The 18,477-nt window shown below is 67.9% G+C and carries 18 protein-coding genes and 1 tRNA gene; 5 read left to right on the forward strand and 14 right to left on the reverse strand.

Annotated elements, in window-relative coordinates; all coding sequences use genetic code 11:
- Positions 1–37: 37 nt before the first annotated feature.
- The 7 genes from JS531_RS01330 to JS531_RS01360 form a co-directional block, all read right to left on the reverse strand.
- Positions 38–1,108: a LacI family DNA-binding transcriptional regulator gene (locus tag JS531_RS01330; RefSeq protein ID WP_214311521.1), complete on the reverse strand. Its 1,071-nt coding sequence runs from the start codon at positions 1,106–1,108 to the stop codon at positions 38–40.
- Positions 1,109–1,275: 167 nt separating this feature from the next.
- A complete protein-coding gene (locus tag JS531_RS01335; protein ID WP_214311523.1) occupies positions 1,276–1,914 on the reverse strand; it encodes an RpiB/LacA/LacB family sugar-phosphate isomerase in 639 nt (212 codons plus the stop codon).
- A 147-nt stretch (positions 1,915–2,061) separates the two neighbouring features.
- Complete coding sequence (locus JS531_RS01340) at positions 2,062–2,856, reverse strand: gluconate 5-dehydrogenase (RefSeq protein WP_214311660.1); 795 nt, start codon at positions 2,854–2,856, stop codon at positions 2,062–2,064.
- A gap of 154 nt (positions 2,857–3,010) precedes the next feature.
- Positions 3,011–4,114: a glycoside hydrolase family 88 protein gene (locus tag JS531_RS01345; RefSeq protein ID WP_214311525.1), complete on the reverse strand. Its 1,104-nt coding sequence runs from the start codon at positions 4,112–4,114 to the stop codon at positions 3,011–3,013.
- 190 nt (positions 4,115–4,304) lie between these two features.
- On the reverse strand, positions 4,305–5,147 hold the full coding sequence (locus JS531_RS01350) for a sugar phosphate isomerase/epimerase (RefSeq protein WP_214311527.1): 843 nt from the start codon (positions 5,145–5,147) through the stop codon (positions 4,305–4,307).
- Positions 5,148–5,261: 114 nt separating this feature from the next.
- Positions 5,262–5,942 carry a bifunctional 4-hydroxy-2-oxoglutarate aldolase/2-dehydro-3-deoxy-phosphogluconate aldolase gene (gene eda / locus JS531_RS01355; RefSeq protein WP_214311529.1) on the reverse strand — a complete coding sequence of 227 codons (681 nt, stop codon included), beginning with the start codon at positions 5,940–5,942 and terminating at the stop codon, positions 5,262–5,264.
- An 80-nt stretch (positions 5,943–6,022) separates the two neighbouring features.
- Positions 6,023–7,033, reverse strand: coding sequence for a sugar kinase (locus tag JS531_RS01360; protein ID WP_214311531.1), 1,011 nt, complete (start codon positions 7,031–7,033; stop codon positions 6,023–6,025).
- 388 nt (positions 7,034–7,421) lie between these two features.
- Between JS531_RS01360 and JS531_RS01365 the strand changes: the two genes are divergently transcribed.
- Positions 7,422–8,261: an alpha/beta hydrolase gene (locus JS531_RS01365; protein ID WP_214311533.1), complete on the forward strand. Its 840-nt coding sequence runs from the start codon at positions 7,422–7,424 to the stop codon at positions 8,259–8,261.
- 31 nt (positions 8,262–8,292) lie between these two features.
- Here JS531_RS01365 and JS531_RS01370 read toward each other — a convergent pair whose 3' ends face one another.
- Together JS531_RS01370 and JS531_RS01375 are read right to left on the reverse strand one after the other, a co-directional pair.
- A complete protein-coding gene (locus JS531_RS01370; protein WP_214311535.1) occupies positions 8,293–8,724 on the reverse strand; it encodes a PH domain-containing protein in 432 nt (143 codons plus the stop codon).
- Positions 8,725–8,818: 94 nt separating this feature from the next.
- Positions 8,819–8,895 (reverse strand) — tRNA-Asp (locus tag JS531_RS01375).
- A 242-nt stretch (positions 8,896–9,137) separates the two neighbouring features.
- Here JS531_RS01375 and JS531_RS01380 point away from each other — a divergent pair.
- Positions 9,138–10,013 (forward strand): AzlC family ABC transporter permease, encoded by an 876-nt coding sequence (locus JS531_RS01380; protein WP_214311537.1) that lies wholly within the window; start codon positions 9,138–9,140, stop codon positions 10,011–10,013.
- Positions 10,013–10,348 carry an AzlD domain-containing protein gene (locus JS531_RS01385; RefSeq protein WP_214311662.1) on the forward strand — a complete coding sequence of 112 codons (336 nt, stop codon included), beginning with the start codon at positions 10,013–10,015 and terminating at the stop codon, positions 10,346–10,348. The genes JS531_RS01380 and JS531_RS01385 overlap by 1 nt, the downstream gene beginning before the upstream one ends.
- Before the next feature lie 30 nt (positions 10,349–10,378).
- Here JS531_RS01385 and JS531_RS01390 read toward each other — a convergent pair whose 3' ends face one another.
- The 3 genes from JS531_RS01390 to JS531_RS01395 all read right to left on the reverse strand — a co-directional run bounded on the left by JS531_RS01390 (position 10,379) and on the right by JS531_RS01395 (position 13,201).
- Positions 10,379–11,902, reverse strand: a complete 1,524-nt coding sequence (locus JS531_RS01390; RefSeq protein ID WP_240541974.1) for a DHA2 family efflux MFS transporter permease subunit — start codon at positions 11,900–11,902, stop codon at positions 10,379–10,381.
- 89 nt (positions 11,903–11,991) lie between these two features.
- On the reverse strand, positions 11,992–12,120 hold the full coding sequence (locus JS531_RS11215; protein WP_276313061.1) for a hypothetical protein: 129 nt from the start codon (positions 12,118–12,120) through the stop codon (positions 11,992–11,994).
- 46 nt (positions 12,121–12,166) lie between these two features.
- Complete coding sequence (locus tag JS531_RS01395) at positions 12,167–13,201, reverse strand: hypothetical protein (RefSeq protein WP_214311539.1); 1,035 nt, start codon at positions 13,199–13,201, stop codon at positions 12,167–12,169.
- A 216-nt stretch (positions 13,202–13,417) separates the two neighbouring features.
- Here JS531_RS01395 and ettA point away from each other — a divergent pair, with 216 nt between their 5' ends.
- Positions 13,418–15,097 (forward strand): energy-dependent translational throttle protein EttA, encoded by a 1,680-nt coding sequence (gene ettA, locus JS531_RS01400; protein WP_214311547.1) that lies wholly within the window; start codon positions 13,418–13,420, stop codon positions 15,095–15,097.
- A 332-nt stretch (positions 15,098–15,429) separates the two neighbouring features.
- A complete protein-coding gene (locus JS531_RS01405; protein WP_214311549.1) occupies positions 15,430–16,332 on the forward strand; it encodes an acyl-CoA thioesterase domain-containing protein in 903 nt (300 codons plus the stop codon).
- A 23-nt stretch (positions 16,333–16,355) separates the two neighbouring features.
- On the opposite strand, the gene JS531_RS01410 is transcribed toward JS531_RS01405, so the two are convergent.
- Positions 16,356–16,892 (reverse strand): DUF3180 domain-containing protein, encoded by a 537-nt coding sequence (locus tag JS531_RS01410; RefSeq protein ID WP_214311551.1) that lies wholly within the window; start codon positions 16,890–16,892, stop codon positions 16,356–16,358.
- On the reverse strand, positions 16,889–18,469 hold the full coding sequence (gene folK / locus JS531_RS01415) for a 2-amino-4-hydroxy-6-hydroxymethyldihydropteridine diphosphokinase (RefSeq protein WP_214311553.1): 1,581 nt from the start codon (positions 18,467–18,469) through the stop codon (positions 16,889–16,891). The genes JS531_RS01410 and folK overlap by 4 nt, the downstream gene beginning before the upstream one ends.
- Between the last annotated feature and the right edge of the window lie 8 nt (positions 18,470–18,477).

Consider the following 18,477-nt stretch of genomic DNA (forward strand, 5'->3'; position numbering starts at 1 on the left):
CGTGCAAACAGCAGAGAAGCGGCTTTCGCCGCTTCTCTCAATCCTTGTTTTTGGCCGTTTCCGGAGGTTCCTGGCTTTCCGGTGGTTCCACCACCGGGGCGATGCCGGTGGATTCCCTGGTGACAAGGATTTCCGGAACGAGTTCCACCCGCGGCTCACGGTACTCGGGGTCGTCGTCGCCGAGCGCCAGCGACTCGATCTTGTTGATGAGCATCTGCATGGCGAGGGCGCCCATGCGCTCCTGCCTCACGTCGATGGTGGTGAGCTGCGGGCGCACCACGCGCGACAGGACGCTGTCGTCCACGCCGATCACGCTCATCTCGCCCGGGATGTCGACGCCGCGCTCCTGCAGACGCCCCATCACGCCGGAGGCGACGAGGTCGTTGAACGCCACCACGCCGGTGATCCCCTGCTCGAGCAGAAGCGCGTCGCCCGCGTTGACGCCGCCCGCGTAGGACGGCTCGAACGGACCGATGACGATGCAGTCCATGCCGAAGGACTTGGCCGCGTCCACGCAGGTGGAGCAGCGCACCCTGTTGGCGTAGGAGTTGCCGGCGCCGGAGACGTACGCGATGGTGCGGTGCCCCAGCGAGGCGAGATGCCGCACCGCCTGGAGGATGCCGGAGGCGTCGTCGATGCCCACGCACGAGTAGCCCTCCACCTGGCGGTTGGTGAACACCGTGGTGGCCGGGTCGCAGTATCGGCGCAGCTCGGCGTCGCTCAGACGCGGCGAGACGAGCAGCTGCCCCTCGGAGGCGCCGATGACGCTCTGGATGGTCTCGCCGCGGTCCGTGGAGACGTCGATGTCGGTCACGAACAGGCGGTATTTCGCGTTCTGGGCCACGGAGAACAGGCCCTTGAAGATGTCGGTGAAGTAGTAGTTGCCGATGTCGGTGACGAGCACGGCGATGTTGCCGCGGCTGTTGCCGTCGCCGGACGGGACGGGCGCGGCGGCGACGGTGCCGTTGCGGTATCCCATCTGGCGGGCGAACTGGATGATGCGCTCGCGGGTCTCGGCCTTGACGTTGCCGCCGTTGAGGGCGCGTGAGACGGTGGACGCGGCCACGCCCGCCGCCTTGGCGACGTCGGTTATGGTGGCTTCCGACATGTATGAACCTCCGTTTCGAAAAGTCATCATTGGTTTCCAATGGTACACAGCGGTGTACCACCTGATTTGCATAAGCGTTTCCAATATGGACGCCGTTTATGGGAAAGGCCGGAGAGCACATGGTGCTCCCCGGCCTTGGTTGCGAAAGGTCGTGCAAACGCCGTCGATCAGTCGATCAGGGACAGCACGTAGTCCTTGATCTCACCGTCCTCGGCGTTGGCGGTGAACAGCTCGCGGAAGTGCTCGCCCGCGAAGGCGCCCTTGACGAGCTCCGGGTCGAGGTCCTTGTAGATGTCGACGAGCGGGCGGTAGGCGGCCGCGCGCACGCCGTCGAGGATCCTCTTGTTGCGCTGCTCGGGGACGACGCGCTCCTTCGGATAGCCGCTGCCCGGCTCCTCGAGCCACAGCTTCTCGAACGTGTATTCGAGGTTGAGCTCCTGGCCCCAGCCGTTCTTGAGGGCGAACGGGATGGCGATGGCGTTGCCGTCGTTGATCTGGGCGAAGGTGTAGGCGTCGAGCGGGTCCTCGACGTGTCCGCAGATCACGCCGGGGAAGCTGTTGAGGGCGAGCATGGCGCCTTCGCCGGTGCCGCAGCCGGTGACGACGAAGTCGGCGGCCTTGGTGTTGAGGAGGGCCGCGGCGAGGATGCCGTTCTGCACGTAGGTGAGCTGCGCGGCGTCATCCGCGGCGTACATGCCGTAGTTGTCGACCTCGTAGCCGTGGGTGGCGGCGACCTTCTTCAGCGCGCCGTAGATGACGTCGTTCTTGGCGGCCTGCGAGTTCTCGTTGATGAGTGCGATCTTCATATGCTTGGATTCCTTGTGATGGGTGACGGTTGGTTATATGGGAGACCGCGATGACCCGTGTGGCCGCAAGGCGCACCGAGGGAAGGCGTGCGAGGGCACGTCGACCGAGGGCAACGCCGCGGACGCTCCGTCATCGCGCGTCGCCGCTCACTGGGGCTGCTTGCCGATGTACGCCAGGATGCCGCCGTCGACGTACAGCACGTGGCCGTTGACGAAGTCGGAGGCGTCGGAGGCGAGGAAGATGGCCGGGCCCTGCAGGTCCTCGGGGGTGCCCCAGCGGGCGGCCGGGGTCTTGGCCACGATGAAGGCGTCGAACGGGTGGCGGGAGCCGTCGGGCTGGCGTTCGCGCAGCGGCGCGGTCTGCGGGGTGGCGATGTAGCCGGGTCCGATGGCGTTGCACTGGATGTTGGCCTCGCCGTACTCGGAGCAGATGTTGCGGGTGAGCATCTTGAGTCCGCCCTTGGCGGCGGCGTAGGCGGAGACGGTCTCGCGGCCGAGCTCGGACATCATCGAGCAGATGTTGATGATCTTGCCGTGGCCCTTCTTGATCATGCCGGGGATGACGGCCTTGGAGACGATGAACGGGCCGTTGAGGTCGACGTCGATGACCTGGCGGAAGTCGGCGGCGGACATCTCGAGCATGGGGATGCGCTTGATGATGCCGGCGTTGTTGACGAGGATGTCGATGGTGCCGAGGTCCTTCTCGATGTTCTCGACGAGGCCGGCGACGGCCTCCTCGTCGGTGACGTCGGCGACGTAGCCGTGGGCTTCGATGCCGGCCGCCTTGTAGGAGGCGAGGCCGCGGTCGACGGCCTCCTGGTTGCGGTCGTTGAAGGCGATCTTCGCGCCGGCGGCGGCGAAGGCGGAGGCGATGGCGAAGCCGATTCCGTAGCTGGCGCCGGTGACGAGGGCCACTTTGCCTTCGAGGGAGAATTTGCTCATGTCGTAGCTCATGGTGTGTCCTTTCCGCGGGTGTTCCGCTTGGTTGTTGGCGAGCTGGACTGTGGTGTTCGGTTATGGGGTGTGGATGCCGCCGCGCCGTGCAGGAGTAAGGAGGTTGGAAGATCGCGGCGCGACGGCGGGTATGGGTGGCCGGTCAGCAGTAGGAGACCAGCATCTCGGTGAAGGCGAGGATCGTGAGCGACTGGCCGTACGGCATCGGGGAGATCTCGATGTTGCGGTAGTAGTCGAGGTCGGCGCCCATGCCGGTGCCGACGGACACGTTGCCCACCTCGCCGTAGGGGCCGATCTGGGCGATGAGGCCCTTGACCGCCTTGTAGGCGACGTCGAGGAAGCGTTCGTCGAGGAGTCCCGCGTGCACGGCCTTGAGGATGCCGTAGGCGATGCCGGCGGTGCCGGACGATTCCAAGTACGAGGTCGGGTCGTCGATGAGCGTGTGCCACAGGCCGCTGGCGTCCTGGTGTTCGGCCAGGGTCGCGACCTGCGCCTCGAGGGTCTCGACGAGCCACGTGCGCAGCGCGTCGCCTTCGGGCAGGCGGAGGATGGAGACGATCTCGGGGATGGCCATCGTGGCCCAGCAGTTGCCGCGGGCCCAGTGGGCGCCGACGAAGTTGTGGTGCTCGTCGAAGGTCCATCCGTGGTACCACAGGCCGCTGGCGTTGTCCGCCAGGTATTTGATGTGGATCTGGAACTGGTACTTGGCCTCCTCGACGTACTTGTCGACGCCGAGCAGCATGCCGATCTTGGCGAGCGGCAGCACGGTCATGACGAGGGTGTCGGCCCACAGCTGGTTGTGGTGCGGCTCGCCCAGCGTGATGTGCTGCATGCCGCGGTGGTCGGTGCGGGGCATGTCCTCGTAGGCCCATTTCGCCCACTGCTCGAGGTAGGGGCGCAGCTTGGGGTCTCCGGTGCGCTCGTACAGCAGCGCCATGGTGAGCAGCGGGCACATGGTGTTGACGTTCTTGGGCGGGGTGCCCTGCGAGAACGCCCGTTCGAACCATTGCCGGACGGCGTCGAGCGCCTTGGCGGAGCCGGTGACCTCGAAAGTGCGGTACAGCCCGTAGAGGCCTACGCCCTGCGGCCAGTTCCAGACGTTCCAGCTCTTGTCGTCGATGACGACGTCGCCGACTTTCCATAATCCCTCGCCGTCGTTCGAGGCGATGGTGACGAGATTGTCGGACATGGCGTCGATCAGCCGCAGCAGCTGGTCACGTGTGGCCGGCATCTGTGGTGTGTCCATGTGTCCTCGTTTCTGGTGGTGCGGAGCACCGGGATGGGTCTGCTTTGACCGCTCCCCCGGTGGGAAAGCGTTAGGAGGTGTTGTTTTGCTTTCCTGCAATAGTTTACATCATTTTCCACAAATATGGAAATCGGTTTGCAGCGTGTTTCCGCATGATTTGCAATCCAACGGAAACGACTGCGGAAGACGGTCACACGCCGCGGTAGGTGGCGATCGCCCTGGCGATGGCCGGCCCCTTGGTCTCCTCGGTGATGACCGGCAGGTACGGACGGTAGCGCTCCACGACGCGCAACGCGTCACCGATGCGCATGACGCCCTCGCCGATATTGCACATCTCCAGCTCGCGCTGGCCCGGCACCGGGCGGAAGTCCTTGAGGTGCATGGCCACGATGCGGTCGCCGAACGTGCGGAACGCCTCCTCGATGAGGTCGATCTGGCCGGTGAACGTCTCGCCGTCGATGAGCACGGACGGGTCGAGCACGATGCCCATCCACGGCGAGTCGATGTCGTGGATGAGCCGGCGGATGGTGTCGAGATCGTGGATGGGGTGGTTGCGGCCGGGTTCGATGCCCACCAGCGTGTGGTAGCGTTCGCCGGCGGCGACGAGACGGCGGATCACGCCCACGGTGTCCAGATACACGTCCTCGGTGAAGTTGGCCTCCGTGTAAACGCCGAGCGTCTCGAGCACGGATCCGGTCTCGCTGGCCACCATGGGCGCGCCGAAGTAACGCGCATGGCGCAGATACGCCTCGAACTTGCGCAGCAGCCCCTCCCGGGTCTCCGGATCGGGGTGGATCATGTTGATATAGCAGCTGAGCACGGCGATCTGCACGCCCTGTTCGCCGAGCACGCGGCGGAAATACGTGCCCATGCCCGGATTGATCTCCCCGGCGCCGGATTTGAGGTCGGGGAACAGCGCGTTCAGCGCGAACTGCACGTTGTGCGCGCCGGTGGCGGCGATGCCGCGCGCCAGGTCCTCGGGCGTCCCGTCGAACGGCACGTCATGGCCGCGGACTCCGAAATTGATGGTCATCGATGCTCCTTCAACGTCATGTCATGAAGTCGCCGGCGCCATGACGGGATCGAGGCAGGAGAAAGCCCCGTCACGGGCGCCGGCGGGAATGGGATGGGCCGCGGACGGCGCCGGTCAGGCGCGCGCCTTCGCGACGGCCTCGCGGGCGGAACGGCAGGCTTCGGCCACGGCGTTCCAGTCCTGCGCCTTCTGGGCGGCGGACGGCACCGGGAAGCTGCCGCCCACGGCGAACACGTTCTTCAGCGCGGCGTAGTCGGCCACGTTCTTCAGGTTCACGCCGCCGGTGGGCAGGAACTTCATCTCGCCGAACGGGCCGGCGAGCGCCTTCAGCGTCTTCACGCCGCCGTACGCCTCGGCCGGGAAGAACTTGGCGTAGCGCAGGCCGCGGTCGTACGCCTTCTCGATGTCGGAGGGGACAGCGGTGCCGGGCAGGACGAGCACGTCGCTGTCGAGGCACCAGTCCACCACGCGCTCGTCGAAGCTCGGGGTGACGATGCCGACGCAGCCGGCGGCCACGGCCTGACGCGCCTGCTCCACGCTGTGCACGGTGCCGGCGATGAGCATCACCTCGGGCACGTAGTCGTGGATGCGGGCCATGCCGGCGAGGGCCGCCTCGGAACGGAAGGTGACCTCGGCGATCGGCACGCCGCCCTCGTACAGGGCGTGCGCCAGCGGGATGGCCTCGTCGACCGTGTTGAGGGTGACCAGCGGCACGACGCCCAGCGTGGCCATCGCGTCGATGTACTGCTGCTTGTCCGTCAGGGTGGCGACGGGTTCCAGGATTGCGGTGCTCATGTTCGTCTCCTTATATATTGATGCGATTGTGTGATCGGGGGTGATTGCGATTCGTATGGGTCGGGGTGGGTCGCCGTCGTTCAGACCAGGGAGGCCCGGGCCGGCGTGGCGCGTTCGTGCAGCATCATGAACTCGTCGAGGCGGTCGGCGGTGGGCAGACCCTCGTTGTCGGAGACGACCTGCGTCTGCATGGCGCCCACCGCGCATCCGCGCTCCATGGCCACCGCGATGCTGTGGCCTTCGAGCAGCGCGGAGAGCAGTCCGGCGGCGAAGCCGTCGCCCGCGCCCACGGTGTCGACCACGTGGTCCACCACGAAGCCGGGCACGTACACGGAGTCGGTGCCGTTGGTGGCGTAGGCGCCGCGCGGCCCGTCCTTGACGACCACGACGCGGGCGCCGTTGTCGATGAACGCCTGGCCGATCGATTCGACGTCGTCCACGCCGAACAGCTCACGGCCTTCGGCGATGCCCGGCAGGACGAGGTCGGACTGCGCGCACAGGTGGCGCAGCGTGGACTTCATCACGGCCTCGTTCACCCACAGGGCGGGGCGGAGGTTCGGGTCGAAGGACAGGAACAGGTTGTTGCGGCGGGCGAACACCACCATCGCCTCGGCCGCGTCCAGCGTGGACGGGGACAGGGGCGGCAGGATGCCGGTGAGGTGGACGAGCGAGAGGCCGGCCGGGTCGACGGCGTCGATGTCGGCGCTGGAGATGGTGGAGGCGGCCGAGCCCTTGCGGTAGTAGTAGGTCTTCGGATCGCCCTTGGTCTCGCGGGTCTTCATCATGAAGCCGGTGTGGTGGCGTGCGTCCACGGAGACCAGGCGCTGGTCGAGCCTCTCGGACTCCATGAGCATGCGGATGCGCACGCCGAGCGGGTCGTCGCCCACCTTGGTGAGGTATTCGGGATGCTGTCCGAGCCGCTTGAGGCCGATGGCCACGTTGAGCTCGGCGCCGGCCACGGAGGCCTGGAACGTGCCCACGGTGCTGCAGGGGCCCTCCTGCCCGGCGGTGAACAGGCCCATGGCCTCGCCGGCGAGCAGCACGGCGCCCGGCCTGATGCCTGGAACATGGAAATCGGTGTCGGTGCGCATGGTCTTCCTCGATTCCTTCGGATTGTCGCGTCACGTCCGTCGTGCCGGCCCTCACCACTGCGTTCGGGCCGTCCGCTGTCGATGGCTCCAACGGTACCGAGGGCATGAAGGTTCCCACGAATCCGTTGCCATCGGTTCCACGGAACACGCCGGACGTTCCATCGCGCCCTCTGTTTGGAATCGGCGCGAAACCCAGCGGCTCCAACGGCTCACGGCCCCATCGCCGCATCCGCCGCATGCTGGAATCCGTGCCGCAATCGCAACGCAAACCCGTTCCATTCCGCGTCGGCGGAAGGAACGCCGGAGAACAAACAAGAGGACACGGACGCCGGTCGCACCGTGCCGGTCGCCTAGAATATGTGCCGACCACCCGAAGGAGGGATGCGACATGCAGTACATCGAACGGGCCATCGAAGGCCTGGACGGCACCGAGGCGCGGTTCACCGGATACGTCATCGACAACAGCCCGGAGATGGACCCGTACCGCAGACGTCCGGCGCTGCTCATCCTGCCGGGCGGCGCCTACGCCATGACCTCCGACCGCGAGGCGGAGCCGGTGGCCCTGCGCTTCTCGGCGGACGGTTTCCAGACGTTCGTGCTGCGCTACTCCTGCGCGCCGAGCCGCTACCCCACCGCGTTGCTCGAGGCCGCCGAGGCGATGCGGCTCATCCGCGCGCACGCCGACGAATGGCATGTCCGTCCGGACGCGGTGGCCGTCATCGGCTTCTCCGCCGGCGGCCATCTCGCGGCGAACCTGGCCACGTCGTCCAGCGACGGCACCCTCCGGGAGCATGGCGTCGACCCGGCATCAGCGCGTCCGGACGCGCTGATGCTCGGCTATCCGGTGATCACCACCGGCGAGTTCATCCACCGGCGGACCATCGGCACGCTGCTCGGGCCGGAGCACGGGCACGACCCGCGCATGCTGGACATGCTGTCCCTCGAACGGCACATAGACGCGGACACGCCGCCCGTCTTCATCTGGCACACGATGACCGACCCGGCAGTGCCGGTCGAGAACTCGCTGCTCGTCATCCAGGCATGCCGCGCCGCGGGCGTGAGCGTCGAGGCGCACCTCTTCCCCGAAGGCGGCCACGGCCTGTCGCTTGGCACCGTGGACACGGCGCGCCACGGCTCACCCGGCGAAGGCGACCTCGACAACGTGGCGCCCTGCGTGCAGATCTGGCCGCGTCTCGCCGTCGATTGGCTCCGCCGCACGCTGGGATGACGGGCGGGACCGCAGAGGTCCGGCCGTCGGCTCAGTACGCCGGACCGTCCCCGTATCCGCCGTCGGCATAGCCGTCGGCGTACCCGTCGCCGTCGGAATCCATGAACTCGCGCGTGCTCACGCGGTTCACGTTGCGCGCGTCGTCCACCGCATGCTGGAGGATGCGACGCACGTCGAAGCCGTGGATGACGTTCTTCAGGACGATCCGGCCGCCGCTGGACTGGTCGCGCGCGTCGATGACGATGGTGCTCAACCCGAACAGGCGCTGCAGCAGCGAGCGTTCGATGGTGATGTCGATGATGCGGAACAGCTTGGTGGTGTCGAACGTCTGACGCAGCACGCCGGTCTTCACGCCGAGCTCGTCCGCGGTGAGCGTGTAGACGGTGAAGGTGAACGGCGTACGGCACCAGTTGCGCTTGCGTTGCGTCCAGATCACGTCCCCGTCGGCCATATTCGTTCCCATAGTTGCCCTCCCCTGTGCGCGGCGATGTCGTCATCGACCATTGTACGGCGGCGGCAACGAAAAAGGGCTTCCGAACGAATCGGAAGCCCTTGCATGGCGACCACGACCGGACTTGAACCGGCGACCTCCGCCGTGACAGGGCGGCGCTCTAACCAACTGAGCTACGCGGCCGTTTCGCACCTTTCATCAAGGCACGAGGAGATATATTACATGACTTGCCGCAATCGCCAAACCCGGCGTGTCGCGGCGACGGGCGGCGGACGCCGCCGGACGGACGCCCCGGATTCCAACCGACGGACGCCGCGGCGGAGGCCCGCGGACCATCGATTATCATTCACCAGTCGGAGGTTCCGGAACCGTCCAACGGCATCCGGCGGTCGGCGGTCGGACGGAGACGGAAAGGACGTGCGGGCATGGGCGGTGGCATCACGGGACTGCGTGCGAAGGGCGGGACGATACCGACGGCGTTCAGGACGGCGTTCCCGCTGACCGTGCCGATCGCCGCGGGCTTCCTGTTCCTCGGCTGCTCGTACGGACTGCTCATGCACGCCAAGGGCTTCGCCTTCTGGTATCCGGTGGCCATGGCCTACTTCATCTTCGCCGGGTCGATGGAGTTCGTCACCGTGAACCTGCTGCTCAGCGCGTTCGCGCCTCTGGCCGCGTTCCTGCTGACGCTCATGGTCAACGCGCGCCATCTGTTCTACGGTCTGTCCATGCTGGACAGGTTCCGCGGGCTCGGCTGGAAGAAGCCGTATCTGATCTTCGCGATGTGCGACGAGAGCTTTGCCATCAACTCCGGGGCGCGTATCCCGCAGGACGTGGACCGCGGATGGTTCATGCTGTTCGTCTCGCTGCTCAACCGCTGGTACTGGATCATCGGCACCGCGTTGGGGTGGCTCGTCGGCGGCCTGCTGCCGTTCAGCACGAAGGGCATCGAATTCGTGCTCACCGCGCTGTTCCTCACGATCCTCCTCGGGCAGTGGGATGAGGTCGACGGGACGGAGGTGCCGCACGACGACCGCGGCCGCGACCGTCCGTCCGCGGCCCTGCGCGCGCTGCGGCGGCACGCGCCGGCGCTGGTGGGCGTATTCGCCTCGCTGGCATGTCTGGTCGCGCTCGGTCCGGACCGGTTCATGATCCCCTCACTGGCGCTGATGCTCGTCCTGTTCCTCGCGCTGCGTCCGTGGCTGGACGAGGACCGGCACGACGAAGAGGCCGGAGCAAGGGCCGACGGAACCGACGGAGCCAATGGAACCGACGGAACCGACGGGAAGGAGACCGCGCGATGATGACCATGACCGTCTGGCAGGCAGTCGCCACCATCGCCGTGGTGGCGGTAGGCACCATGCTCACCAGGTTCCTGCCGTTCCTCCTGTTCCCCGATTCGAAGCGCCCGCCGAGGATCGTCGAATACCTCGGGCACGTGCTGCCGGCCGCGATGACCGGCCTGCTGGTCGTCTACGCGCTCAAGGACACGTCGCTCGTCTCCGGCTCGCACGGCGTCCCCGAGGCGATCGGCGTGCTCGCGATCGTCCTGCTGCACAGGTGGCGGCACAGCATGCTGCTGTCCATCGCCGGCGGCACGGTCATCTACATGCTGCTCGTGCAGCTCGTCTTCGCGTGAGGACGCGGGGCGTCCGCAGGAATCCCGGGGCTACGCCCCGACCAGCTCCGGCGGACGGCGCGTGGAGCAACGGAACATGAGCGCGGCGAGCGCCGCGCCGCACACGGCCATGCCCGTGATGGGCCACATGCTCCACGAGAATCCTTGGAGATAGGAGGCGGACTCCCCCGCGCCGCCGCGCGCCGCCATCGCCGAGAATTCGGTGATCAGCGTGCTCGCCACGGCTGTGCCGACCGCGCCGGCGAGCTGCTGCACGGTGTTCATCACGGCGGAGCCGTCGGCGTTGAGGCGTGCGGGCAGCTGGTTGAGGGCATGGGTCTGGTCCGGCACGAGCACGAAGCCGGAGCATGCCATGAACAGGGCGTAGGCGACCGCGACCGCCGGCACGCTGCCGTATGCGGCGACGAGGACGACGTCCATCACGGTGACGCCGGCGAAGCCGCAGAGGATGAACTTCGGCGGGAAATGGCTCTTGAGCGCGCCTCCGATCATCGGCGCAGCAATCGCGCCGACCACCGCGCCGGGCAGCAGGATGAGCGCGGCGGCGAGCGAGCCGAAGCCGGATCCGCGCTGGAGCAGGATCGGCAGCATGAAGTTGAGGCCGAGCACGCCGCCGGAGGCCATGAGCAGAATGAGCATGCCGAGCGTGAAGCCGGGGTAGGCGAACACGCGCACCTCGACGAGGGGCCGGTCCATCCTCAGCTGCGTCGCGGCGAAGACGGCGAGCACCATGACGGCCGCCGCGAGCACGGTCCAGAACCGCCAGTCGCCGTTCCATTCGGCGAAGAAGCTCGCCGCCACGATGAGGCCGGACAGGCCGAGCGCGACCAGCAGCAGCGAGGGCACGCTGATCGACGCCTGCTCCGCATCGTCCGCGCGGCGGATCTCCGGGACGGTGGCGACGCCCATCACGAACGAGAGCACGAGGAACGGCAGCATCGTGTAGAAGATCCAATGCCAGTCGAGGTATTCCATCACCACGCCGCCGAACACGGGGCCGATGGCGGGCGCGGCGCAGGTGACGAGGCTGACGATGCCGAGCATCGCGCCGCGCTGTTCGAGCGGCGCCTTCTCGAGAATGATGTTGGTGATGAGCGGCAGGGAGATGCCGGTGCCGAGCGCCATGACCAACCGTGCGGCGAGCAGCATCGGGAAGCTGACGGCGAGCGCGCCGACCAGCGTGCCGAGCGTGAAGATCGCGACGGCCGCGACGAACAGGGTCCTCGTGGCGAACCGGCGCACCATGAACGGCGAGCTCGGGATCGCCACGGACAGGAGCAGCAGGTATCCGGTGGTGAGCCACTGCACGGTGGACGCGCCGATCGAGAACTCCGCCATCAGCGTCGAGTAGGCGATGTTGAGCGACGTCTCGGACAGGATGCCGAGGAACGTGAGGATCGCGAGCGCGACGACGCAGACGACGAGACGCGCGGGCACCGGACGTTTGGCGGACGCCGCGGCTTCGGGCGGCCGGACGTCGGATGAGCGTCGGGCGGTCTCCGTCGCCTCGCCCGCACGCATCGACCGCAGATTCCGTCCGTCCGTCTGGCTCATGTGCCCGTCCTTTCCCGCCGCGACCCGTAGCCCGCGGCGATTGTTGCATATCAAACAATGTCATGGTACGGGCGAATGTTACGCGAAACTCACCGCGGCGGACCGGGGGCGGCGCAGACATCGACGGACGGACGCCGCCCGCCGTCGCGCCGCGTATCGCCGGCGGGCACCGGCAACACGACGAGGATGGCGCGATCGATGCCGAGTCGTTTCGTCATGTCCCATCCGCGCATCCGCCCGCCTCGCGTCCCCGCCCACGGCGCATCATCCCATCATGGTCCTCACCCAGGCGGCGACCGCGATGATCGCGATCAGCCCGACGGAGATCAGCGTATAGCGCACGAACATGGCGCGTTCCCGCCGTTCGCGGACCATGTCCAACCCCCATCCCTCGGAGGCGACCTGGCCGCCCCGCCGCGCACGACGGGCGACGTCCCGTTCGATGTCCTCGCGGTATCGGGGCATCGTCACCGGCCCGGGCAAGGCCATGACCGCCAGCGACCGCAACGCCCGGACCATGGTGTGCGACGCGGCGTAGGATGCGACGATCAGGCCTCCCGCGAAGACGCGCCCATGCGGCATCGCCCCGGTCACCGCGATGCCGATCAGGCCCATGCCGATCGACGCCCATCGGATCAGACCCAGCACGCGGATGGCGCGTTCGACCGGACGAGCCGCATAGACGAAGCACCATGCCGCCAACGCGACGAACGGCGCCGCCGCGAACAGCGACGCCGACGCCGGCCCCGGACCCCCAACCGGCGCATCGAACACCCACATGCCCACCGCCATCGAGACGAACGCGACCGCCACGAACGACAGCACGACGCCCATGACCACCACCTTGCGGCGTTCGGAGGAAGGCCGGACCGGAGGGTTGGCCCACCACCATTCCACGGTGCCGAGCCGAGGTCCATGCCTGAGATAGGCCACGGCGATCCGGTCGCCCGCCGCGGCGTCGCGTATGACGGCCGCGCCCCTGCGCCACCCGAGCGTGTACGTGAGGGCGACGACGCCCGTCACGACCGCGGCGCACGCCAGCCAGGGGTAGGCCCGGGCGAGCGCCGCGGGATCGCCGACGCCCCACAGGCCCCCGTGCGTTCCGCCGAGGCAGGCCACGACCGCAGCGACCAGCGCGATGAGGAACGCCACGAGCCAGATCAACGCCTTGGCGCGGATCGCGGCGACCGCGGCGCGCTCGGCCTCGGTGACCACGCCGTCCCCGTACGGGTCGCGGGCATCGGACGAGACGGCATCGGACGAGACGGCATCGAACGGCCGTTGCGGAGGTTCTTCCATGGCTCCATCGTGCCACCTCCGCCCACCGGACGTGGCCGGGGCGGGCGACGACATCGGAACCCCCTCCATTCCAGCCCTTCCGATAGCATGGTGGGCGGTGGTTTGGCATGCGTCCGACCGCTATGCGGACGGACACCGACAACGACGCCGCACGGGGCGGCCGACGTGCGCAAACCAAGGAACGGCGGAATTCCAACCTTTAAGGAGTAACTGCAAGTGGCAGAATTCGTATTCCAGATGATCAAGGCCCGCAAGGCGTTCGGCGACCGCGTCATCCTCGACGACGTGACGCTGAGCTTCCTGCCGGGCGCGAAGATCGGCGTGGTGGGCCCGAACGGCATGGGCAAGTCCACGCTGCTCAAGATCATGGCCGGCCTCGAGACCGTGTCCAACGGCGAGGCCACCCTGACCCCGGGCTACACGGTCGGCATCCTGCAGCAGGAGCCGCCGCTGGACGACACCAAGACCGTCGGCGAGAACATCAAGATGGCGTTCGGCCCGATCGCCGAGAAGGTCGCCCGCTTCAACCAGATCGGCGAGGAGATGGCCAACCCGGACGCCGACTTCGACTCCCTCATGGAGGAGATGGGCAAGCTCCAGACCGAGATCGACGCCGCCAACGGCTGGGATCTCGACTCCCAGCTCGAGCAGGCGATGGACGCCCTGCAGTGCCCGGACCCGGACACCCCGGTGAACGTGTGCTCCGGCGGCGAGCGCCGCCGCGTGGCCCTGTGCAAGCTCCTGCTCGAGGCCCCGGACCTGCTGCTGCTCGACGAGCCCACCAACCACCTCGACGCCGAGTCGATCCTGTGGCTGGAGCAGTTCCTGCACCAGTACAAGGGCGCCGTCATCGCCGTCACCCACGACCGCTACTTCATGGACAACGTGGCCGAATGGATCTGCGAGGTCGACCGCGGCCACCTGTACCCGTACAAGGGCAACTACTCCACCTACCTGGAGACCAAGGCCAAGCGTATGGAAATTCAGGGCGCCAAGGACGCCAAGCTCGCCAAGCGCCTCAAAGACGAGCTCGACTGGGTCCGTTCCTCCCCGAAGGCCCGTCAGGCCAAGAACAAGGCCCGTCTGGAGCGCTACGACCAGATGGAGCAGGAGGCGCGCAACAACAAGAAGCTCGACTTCTCCGAGATCCAGATCCCGGCCGGCCCGCGTCTGGGCTCGCTAGTGCTCGAGGCGAACCACATCCACAAGGCGTTCGGCGACCGCGTGCTCATCGACGACCTGTCCTTCACGCTGCCGCGCAACGGCATCGTCGGCGTCATCGGCCCGAACGGCGTCGGCAAGTCCACGCTGTTCAAGACGATCGTGGGCCTCGAGCCGCTGACCTCCGGCGAGCTCAAGATCGGCGACACCGTGAAGATCAGCTACGTCGACCAGAACCGCGAGGGCCTCGACCCGAACAAGAACCTGTGGGAGGCGGTCTCCGGCGGTCTCGACTTCATCGAGGTGGCGGGCGTCGAGGTGCCGACCCGCGCCTACGTGGCGAGCTTCGGCTTCAAGGGCTCCGACCAGCAGAAGCTCACCGGCGTGCTCTCCGGCGGCGAGCGCAACCGTCTGAACCTGGCTCTGACCCTCAAGCAGGGCGGCAACCTGCTGCTCCTCGACGAGCCCACGAACGACCTCGACGTCGAGACGCTGGAGAGCCTCGAGAACGCGCTGCTCGGCTTCCCGGGCTGCGCCGTGGTCATCTCCCACGACCGTTGGTTCCTCGACCGCGTCGCCACGCACATCCTCGCGTGGGAGGGCGATGACGAGAACCCGGCCAAGTGGTACTGGTTCGAGGGCAACTTCCAGGCGTACCAGGAGAACCGCATCGCCCGCCTCGGCGAGGACGCGGCCCGTCCGCACCGCCTGCACAAGAAGCTCGTGCGCGGCTGACGCACCGCGGCAGGTCGTCCGCATACCGCAATCGGAGAGCCCGTCACCATCGGTGGCGGGCTCTCCGCGTCTCCTGCTGCCGCACCTCCCACGGCCGTCCCCGACGCAGCCACCAAGCCACCCCGGGCTCCCCGCCATAACCGGCCGTTCACGTAGCTCACGCGCTCGTTACAATCCTTCCGCCGGCCATTAACGCCCCGCCGTTACAGTGATGACCATCACGCCCCGGACGTGCGATCCCGCGCGGACCGTCGTTGCGATACCATCGACCGGGCGTTATGTACTACGCACAATTGAACATTCGACCATCGAACGCAGCTAAGGGGAAGACCATGACGGACGGCACGACGACACCATTGGAGCATCTGGTGAAGGTGTTGAAGCTGGGCAGGCCCTCCGACTACCGCAACCACACGTACGTGAACGGCGAAAGCCTCTACTTCCCCACCGGACGCGTGTACGGCGGCCAGGTCATCGCGCAGTCGCTGATGGCGGCCGCGAAGACGGTGGCGCCGAACCGTCTGCCGCATTCCATCCACGGCTATTTCGTAGCGCCCGGCGACATCCGCCAGGACCTGCTGTTCGACGTGGAGAAGCTCCGCGACGGACGCTCGTTCTCCGCGCGCCGCATCAACGTCACCCAGGCGGAGGGGTCGATCCTCACCGCCATCGCCTCGTTCCAGCTGGAGGGTCAGTCCGGCGTGGAGTTCGCCGACCCGATGCCGACCGACCTGCCGGACCCCGAGTCGCTGACCAGCGCGAAGGACCTCATGGCGCCGTACGCCGGCAAGTCGCCGTTCGCGAACTACTACGCGGAGAAGTCGCCGTTCGACATCCGCCATATCACGCCCACGATCATGCTCGGGCCGGACCGGAAGGCCGCCGCGGCCGATTCCGGACACCAGATGGTGTGGATGAAGTCGGACGGCGAGGTCGAGGTGCCGCAGCTCATGCACCGCGCCATGCTGGCGCTCGGCTGCGACCAGGTGATGATGGAGCCGGTGCTGCGCCGCGCCGGCCTGTCGATCTCCACGCCGGGCATCTCGTACGCCTCCATCGACCATTCGATGTGGTGGTACCGGGACGTCGACGTCAACCAGTGGCATCTGTATGTGCAGGACACGCCCACCGCCGCGCACGGCAGGGGCCTGGGGCTGGCGAAGGTGTATTCGCAGGACGGCGAGCTGGTCGCGGCCATCGCACAGGAGGCGATGATCCGCGTCCCGCAGGACTGACGTCCCGCCCTATCAACGCCCTTTCAGCGCCCCGTCTTCGCCGCGGTCGGCGCCACGCCGCGTTCCTTGGCGGTCTTGCGCATCCTGGGGTTCTCCGGCCCTTCGCCGGGCGGCAGCTGGCAGAGCCGCTCCCCCACGATGCCGATGCCCATGTCGATGAGGCAGACCACGGCGGTCACGGCGCATTCCAGCACCGCCTGCGCGTAGTATTCGGCCTCGATGTGCGCCGCCGCGGGGATGATCTGCCCGCCGTACCAGCCGGCGAGCGCCGCCCCGGCGAGGATGAGCGCCTTGCATAGGACGAGCGTGTTGAACGCGAGCGTGGGGTTGACGAACGTGTTGGGGCGTTTGCGCGGGTCGGTGTTGGCGTATTTGTGCACGTTGACGGCGAGTACGAGCACGATGACGCCGATGGCGATGAGCACGGCGGCCACGAACCACGGCGCCCCGATGATCGTGAGGTTGAACCGTTCGCCGAGTTCGGCCACGCCGGCGCCGGCGGCGACGCCCGCCGCGATCGCGATGGCGGGATGCCACCAGGGGGTGCGTCGCGCGTTCATCGGATGTCTCCTTCCCCGCCTTGGATGATCCAGTTGTCGGACAGGAGCCCCACGCGCCCGGCGTCCGGCGCCATGGCCAGCAGGAAGGAGACCGGGTCGCCGCCGAGCCGGGCTTCGGGGTCCATGTCCATCCAGGGGGCGAGCACGGCTGCGTGTTCACGCGCGGTGGGCCAGGGGACGCGGCAGTCCGGCTCGTCGCAGGTCACGCCGTCCATGTCGATGAGGTCCAGGTCGAGGGCGCGCGCGCCGCCGCGCCCGGGGTCGGTTTCGGCGTCGTCGCCGGCGTGTGCGCCGTGTTCGATGGCGTCCAGCGCGCCGATGAGCTCACGCGCGCCGAGCTTCGTCTCGACTTGGATGACGGCGGCCATCGCGTCGGGTCCGTCGAGGTTGCTCACGTGGTAGAGCGGCGAGATGCCCTCCACCTGGCTGCCGGGGATGCCGTCGATGGCGACGATGGCTTCGCGGAAGAGCCGTTCGGCGTCGGTGCGCGTGGAGTCCATGGAGATGACGGCCCTGCGGGAGGTCAGGCCGTCGCCGGCCTGCGCGCCGTCCGCCTGTCCCGTCCGTCCGTCCGTTCCAACCGCCGCCGATGCCGCCGAGGATGCCGCCGCGGCCGTGCGCGCACTGCTCATCCAGTCGCGTGCCTCGAGCGTCACCGGCGGTTCGTCGGGGTCGGCTTCGGCGAGGAGCCCTTCGGCGAGTTCGGCGACCGGTCCGCCGTGCATGCCGGGCAGGTCGGCCTTGGGGTCGAGCGCCGCCCAGGGGACGAGCACGAACGCCCGCTGCCATGCGCGCGGATGCGGCAGGGTGAGCGCGGGGTCGTCCGATTCCCCGCCGTCGTAGTCGATGATGTCGAGGTCGAGGGGACGATCCGCCCAGTGTTCGACGTGCGTGCGGCCGTGTGCGGTCTCGATGCGACGCAGCGCGGCGAGCAGGTCGCGCGCGCCCAGCAACGTGGTCGCCTCGATCACGGCGTTGAGGAAGTCGGGGGTGCCGTCGGGCATGCCCCATGCTGCGGTGCGGTAGAGGGGCGAGACGCCGACGACCTGCGTGCCGTCGAGCGCGTCGATGTCGCGCACGGCGGCACGCAACGTGGCGGCCACGTCGCCCTGGTTGCCGCCCAGCGCGATGACGGTGCGGTGGATGACGTCCGGCGCGGCGGTCCCGTCCGCCGCAACGTCGCCGGCCGACGCATTCGTCCGCGCTTCCGAGGCGTCCCCCGCGCGTCCGCGCGTGATGGTGACGGCCACGTCGTCGAACGGCACGGTGATGGGCGCGTGCGGCTTGTGGACGGTGACGTCGACGGCCGCGACGGCGCCGTGGGCGAGGACGCGGTCGGCGATGCGCTGCGCGAGCGTCTCGACGAGGTCGACGTGTCCACCTTCGATGACGTCGGTGATGTCGCGGGCGATGCGCCCGTAGTCGACGGTGTCCTCGAGCGCGTCGGTGCGCCCGGCGCGCGTCAGGTCGAGGTGCAGGGTGGCGTCGACGATGAACGTCTGCGCACGCTCGTGTTCGAAGTCGAGTACGCCGTGCGTGCCGTTGGCGCGCACGCCGGTCAGTCGTATCGTATCCATCGGGTTCC

Origin of the sequence: Bifidobacterium sp. CP2 (assembly GCF_018555635.1) — a bacterium.
Taxonomy (GTDB): Bacteria; Actinomycetota; Actinomycetes; order Actinomycetales; family Bifidobacteriaceae; genus Bifidobacterium; species Bifidobacterium saguinibicoloris.

Coding starts and splice junctions, on each gene's coding strand:
- JS531_RS01330 (WP_214311521.1), bottom strand. CDS start 1,108: ATGTCGGAAGCCACCATAACCGACGTCGCCAAGGCGGCGGGCGTGGCC.
- JS531_RS01335 (WP_214311523.1), bottom strand. CDS start 1,914: ATGAAGATCGCACTCATCAACGAGAACTCGCAGGCCGCCAAGAACGAC.
- JS531_RS01340 (WP_214311660.1), bottom strand. CDS start 2,856: ATGAGCAAATTCTCCCTCGAAGGCAAAGTGGCCCTCGTCACCGGCGCC.
- JS531_RS01345 (WP_214311525.1), bottom strand. CDS start 4,114: ATGGACACACCACAGATGCCGGCCACACGTGACCAGCTGCTGCGGCTG.
- JS531_RS01350 (WP_214311527.1), bottom strand. CDS start 5,147: ATGACCATCAATTTCGGAGTCCGCGGCCATGACGTGCCGTTCGACGGG.
- eda (WP_214311529.1), bottom strand. CDS start 5,942: ATGAGCACCGCAATCCTGGAACCCGTCGCCACCCTGACGGACAAGCAG.
- JS531_RS01360 (WP_214311531.1), bottom strand. CDS start 7,033: ATGCGCACCGACACCGATTTCCATGTTCCAGGCATCAGGCCGGGCGCC.
- JS531_RS01365 (WP_214311533.1), top strand. CDS start 7,422: ATGCAGTACATCGAACGGGCCATCGAAGGCCTGGACGGCACCGAGGCG.
- JS531_RS01370 (WP_214311535.1), bottom strand. CDS start 8,724: ATGGGAACGAATATGGCCGACGGGGACGTGATCTGGACGCAACGCAAG.
- JS531_RS01380 (WP_214311537.1), top strand. CDS start 9,138: ATGGGCGGTGGCATCACGGGACTGCGTGCGAAGGGCGGGACGATACCG.
- JS531_RS01385 (WP_214311662.1), top strand. CDS start 10,013: ATGACCATGACCGTCTGGCAGGCAGTCGCCACCATCGCCGTGGTGGCG.
- JS531_RS01390 (WP_240541974.1), bottom strand. CDS start 11,902: ATGAGCCAGACGGACGGACGGAATCTGCGGTCGATGCGTGCGGGCGAG.
- JS531_RS11215 (WP_276313061.1), bottom strand. CDS start 12,120: ATGACGAAACGACTCGGCATCGATCGCGCCATCCTCGTCGTGTTGCCG.
- JS531_RS01395 (WP_214311539.1), bottom strand. CDS start 13,201: ATGGAAGAACCTCCGCAACGGCCGTTCGATGCCGTCTCGTCCGATGCC.
- JS531_RS01405 (WP_214311549.1), top strand. CDS start 15,430: ATGACGGACGGCACGACGACACCATTGGAGCATCTGGTGAAGGTGTTG.
- JS531_RS01410 (WP_214311551.1), bottom strand. CDS start 16,892: ATGAACGCGCGACGCACCCCCTGGTGGCATCCCGCCATCGCGATCGCG.
- folK (WP_214311553.1), bottom strand. CDS start 18,469: ATGGATACGATACGACTGACCGGCGTGCGCGCCAACGGCACGCACGGC.